The sequence below is a fragment of the Nonomuraea turkmeniaca genome, assembly GCF_005889735.1.
GTDB lineage: Bacteria > Actinomycetota > Actinomycetes > Streptosporangiales > Streptosporangiaceae > Nonomuraea > Nonomuraea turkmeniaca.
Genome location: NZ_VCKY01000432.1, coordinates 1 through 3989, shown reverse-complemented (window position 1 = coordinate 3989; position 3989 = coordinate 1). Strand labels below are relative to the sequence as shown.

The window sequence follows — 3989 nt, the reverse complement described above, 5'->3', positions numbered from 1 at the left end:
GCCCCAGCGGGCGCCCCGGACACGGCCCCAGCGGGCGGGACGGCGGCTCAGGCGGCGGCGCCGGCGGGCGGGGCACCAGGTCAGGTGGCGGCGCACCAGGGCGAAACGGCGGCCGGTGCCGTCAGCGAGTCCGGTGCTCGCCTCCGGCCGGGGGTTTTCGCGGAGCCGGGGCCGCCGGTCGAGATCGACGCCACCGAGTTGTTGTCCTGCTATGGCCTCACCGTCTGGCCCGCCGAGGTGGTGCGCTCGCCCGAGGAGGCCGTGGAAGCCGCGGAGCGCCTCGGCTGGCCCGTGGTGCTGAAGGTGTCCGACCCTGGAGCCTCGCGCCGCGCGGGCACCGTGCGCCTGGGGTTGACCGGTCCCGAGATGGTGCGCCACGCGTTCGACGAGTTCGCCGACCAGCTGGGCGAGAAGGTGCGGCTGGCCGTTCAGCGCATGGCGCCGCAGCCGGCCGTGCCCACCGTGGTGGGCGTCATCGAGGACCCGGCGTTCGGCCCGGTGGTGTCGTTCGGGCTGGGGGAGGTGACCGCGCGCCTCCTCCTCGACCAGGGTTTCCGCCTCGCTCCGCTGACGAGGGAGGACGCCGCCGCCCTGGTGCGTTCAGTTCGCGCCGCCCCGCTGCTCTTCGGCGAGTACGGCTACCCACCCGTGGCGGTCGACGCCCTGGAGGAACTGCTCGTGCGCGTCGGCCGTCTGGCCAACGACCTGCCCGAGGTGGCCCGCCTGGACCTGGACCAGGTGCTCGTGGGGGAGTCGGACGCCATGATCCTCGGCGCTCGCGCCACCCTCCGTACCCCGGCGGGCCCGCGCCTGGACGGTGGCCCGCGCCGATTGTCCTGATTGCAAGGCAAGTGAGGGCAGTGCCGGAGAATGGTCTTTGTTGTCCATCTAAAGACGTTATAGAGCGTTATATCCGGCGGGTGAGCGCACTGCCCCGCCCTGGCAGGATGGACCCATGAGGGAAACCCGAGTCTCAGCCGCGGGCCTGCGTGAAGCGATCGAGCGCAGCGGCTACTATCCCGACCTCGTCACCGATGCGGTCGAATCCGCGCTGGGCAAGGAGGCCGTGACCGCGTTCGTGGTCCACCACGAGGCCACTTTCGATCCCGCGATGGAGGTGCGCAGGCACGTCACCGTGCTGGTGCTGACCACGACGCGGCTGCTCGTCTGCCACACCGACGAGCACCCCGCGGTGGAGGGCGTCTCGGCGTCCCACGCGTCCACGACCACGGAGGCCGTGCGCCTGAGCCGCATCCAGTCGGTCGCCGTCACCCGCGTCGTGCCCGATCCCGCCTCCTACGTCCCAGGAGTGCCTCCCACGGAGGTGACGCTCACCATCGGCTGGGGCGCGATCTCCCACGTGGACCTGGAGCCGGCCACGTGCGGCGACGAAAACTGCGAGGCCGACCACGGCTACACCGGCGCCATCACCGCCGACGACCTGTCCCTCAGGGTCAGTGAGGCGGCCGACGGACCGGAAGCGGTCACCCACGTCCTGTCCTTCGCCAAGGCCCTCTCGGAGGCCACCGCCCGCGCCGCCGCCTGACCCGCGGCCCGCCCCTCCCTCCGGCGCTTCACCCGGTCTCGTCATCTCACGGCCGGGCACTTCCGCCTGCCCGGATGCGGAAAGAAACGGTACGCCGTCATCCGGCGCAGCCCATACGGCGCCCCGGCGGCGGTCACGAAGACGACGGCCTGCGAACGGGCGTGAAGACGACCGTCCTGCGGGCGGGCGCGAAGACGACGGCCAAGATGACAGCGAAGACGCAGGTCAAGCATGCGCTCGTTACGGCGAGGACCCCGTGAGCCCTCACGACCGGCCATGACAGGGGGAAACCGGCGACGGCGAGTGCGGGCAAGCCGGCCGGCCGTAAAACAAGCGGGCGAGATCCACGCGGAAAGGGAGAGCGGCGCTCCACGCGAGAGGGAGAGCGGCGCTCCACGGGGAGCGCTTCGCGATCCATACGAAGGGGAGAGCGGCGATCCGGGCGGAAGCGATGAAAGTGGCGGTTCAGGCGAAGGGGAGAGATCCGCGAGAGGGCCTAGGATGAGGTCATGCTGGTGCCAGGGTATGGCGGTGGGTCGCTGGCGGATCTGCCCGGCGCGCTGCTGGCCGCGCTAGGCGTACGCGACGCCGATCCGGGCGTTCCCGAGCCCGCTCCATTCGCACCGAGCCTGCCTGACGGCCCGGCCAAGGCGGCCGGTCTGAACGAGCCGGGCAGGCCGAACCCGCTCGTCCTGGATCCAGCAGAGCGCGTCTGCCTGTTCCTGGTGGACGGCCTCGGGGCCGAGTTGCTGCGGGCGCATCCCGAGGCGGCGCCGTTCCTGTCCGGGCTGAAGAGCCGGACGCTTACGGCCGGTTTCCCCGCCACCACCGTCACCAGCCTGTGCTCCCTGGGCACCGGCCTGCCGCCGGGCGAACACGGCATGCTGGGCCTGACGCTGGCCGTGCCGGGCACGCGGCACCTGTTCAACTGCCTGCGGTGGACGCTGCCCGACGGCCTCACGATGGATCCCGAGCAGTGGCAGCCGGCCCCGACCGTCTACCAGCGGGCCGCCCGGGCCGGCATCCAGCCCGCCTACGTCGCCCCCGCCGAGTTCGAGGGCACCGGCCTGACCCAGGCCGTCTACCGGGGCGTGCGCTACATGCCGGCCGACACCGTGGACGAGCGCATCGCCCGGACGCACCAGGCGATGCGAGAGCGGCCCGCGCACGTCACCGTCTACTACGGTGACCTGGACGCCGCCGGGCACCTGGCGGGCTGGGGCAGCGAGGACTGGCTGCGGCAGCTGGCCATCGTGGACGACATGGCCCAGCGGCTGGCCGAAGGGCTGCCGCCCGGCTCCGCCCTGTACGTCACCGCAGACCACGGCATGGTCAACGCCACCGAGAAGATCGACGCGGAGACCGTGCCCGAGCTGACCGAAGGCGTGGCGCTGATCGGCGGCGAGGCCAGGGCCAGGCACGTCTACGCCGAGCACGGCGCCGCGCCGCACGTGCTGGAGGCGTGGCGTGAGACGTTCCAGGGCAAGGCATGGGTAGTGTCCAGGCGTGAGGCGGTCGAGTCCGGCTGGTTCGGGCCCCGGGTACGCGACGCGTGGCTGCAGCGCATCGGCGACGTCGTGGCCGTCCCCTACACTGACCTGGCCATCCTTGCGCCGACCGCCCACCCGATCGAGGCCATCTTCACCGGGTACCACGGTTCGATGACGCCGGCCGAGCAGAACGTCCCGCTCCTGGAGGTACGCACGTGACCGGCCGGGGGCGGTCAATGATCCTGGAGGTATGCCCGTGATGAGCTCGCCGAACCAGACGGACCAGACGAACCCGCTGATCACGCCGGACGGACTGGCCGCGCTCGGCGACGTGACGCTGCTCGACGTCCGCTGGCACCTGGGGGGCCCGCCCGGGATCGAGCTCTACCGCGAAGGCCACCTCCCGGGCGCCGTCTACTGCGACCTCGACACCGATCTCGCGGCCCCTCCCGGAGCGGGCGGCCGGCACCCGCTGCCCGATGCGGCAACGTTCCAGAGCGCGATGCGCCGCCTCGGCGTGCGCGACGACCGGCCGGTGGTCGTCTATGACGACGTCGGCTCCACGGTGGCCGCCAGGGCCTGGTGGGCGCTGCGATATTTCGGTCACCAGGACGTTCGCGTGCTCGACGGCGGCCTGTCCGCGTGGACCGCGGCCGGTCTGCCGACCACGAAGGAGGCGCCGCCGGTGAAGGAGGGGGATTTCACGGCGCGGCCGGGCGGGATGCCGGTGTTGACCGCCGACGAGGCGGCCGCGGTGGCCGCCGAGGGAGTGCTGCTCGACGCCAGGGCGGCGGAACGGTACCGGGGCGAGGTGGAGCCGGTCGACCCGGTGGCCGGGCACGTTCCGGGGGCCGTCAACGCGCCTACCACGGCGAACGTCGGGCCCGACGGCAGGTTCCTCGATCCCGCCGCGCTCCGGGCGAGGTTCGCGGAGCTGGGCGTGGGGGAAGGGG

Annotated in this window: 4 protein-coding genes; all 4 read left to right on the top strand. The window is 72.5% G+C overall.

Features of this window, described 5'->3' with window-relative positions:
- Positions 1-840: acetate--CoA ligase family protein (locus ETD86_RS53030; protein WP_170223790.1), on the top strand; the 840-nt coding region annotated here is incomplete at its 5' end.
- A 115-nt stretch (positions 841-955) separates the two neighbouring features.
- A complete protein-coding gene (locus tag ETD86_RS53025) occupies positions 956-1546 on the top strand; it encodes a DUF5998 family protein (RefSeq protein WP_138674183.1) in 591 nt (196 codons plus the stop codon).
- Between the two features lie 509 nt (positions 1547-2055).
- Positions 2056-3255: an alkaline phosphatase family protein gene (locus ETD86_RS53020; RefSeq protein ID WP_138674182.1), complete on the top strand. Its 1200-nt coding sequence runs from the start codon at positions 2056-2058 to the stop codon at positions 3253-3255.
- Positions 3256-3295: 40 nt separating this feature from the next.
- A partial coding sequence (locus ETD86_RS53015) for a sulfurtransferase (RefSeq protein ID WP_138674184.1) occupies positions 3296-3989 on the top strand: 694 nt, incomplete at its 3' end.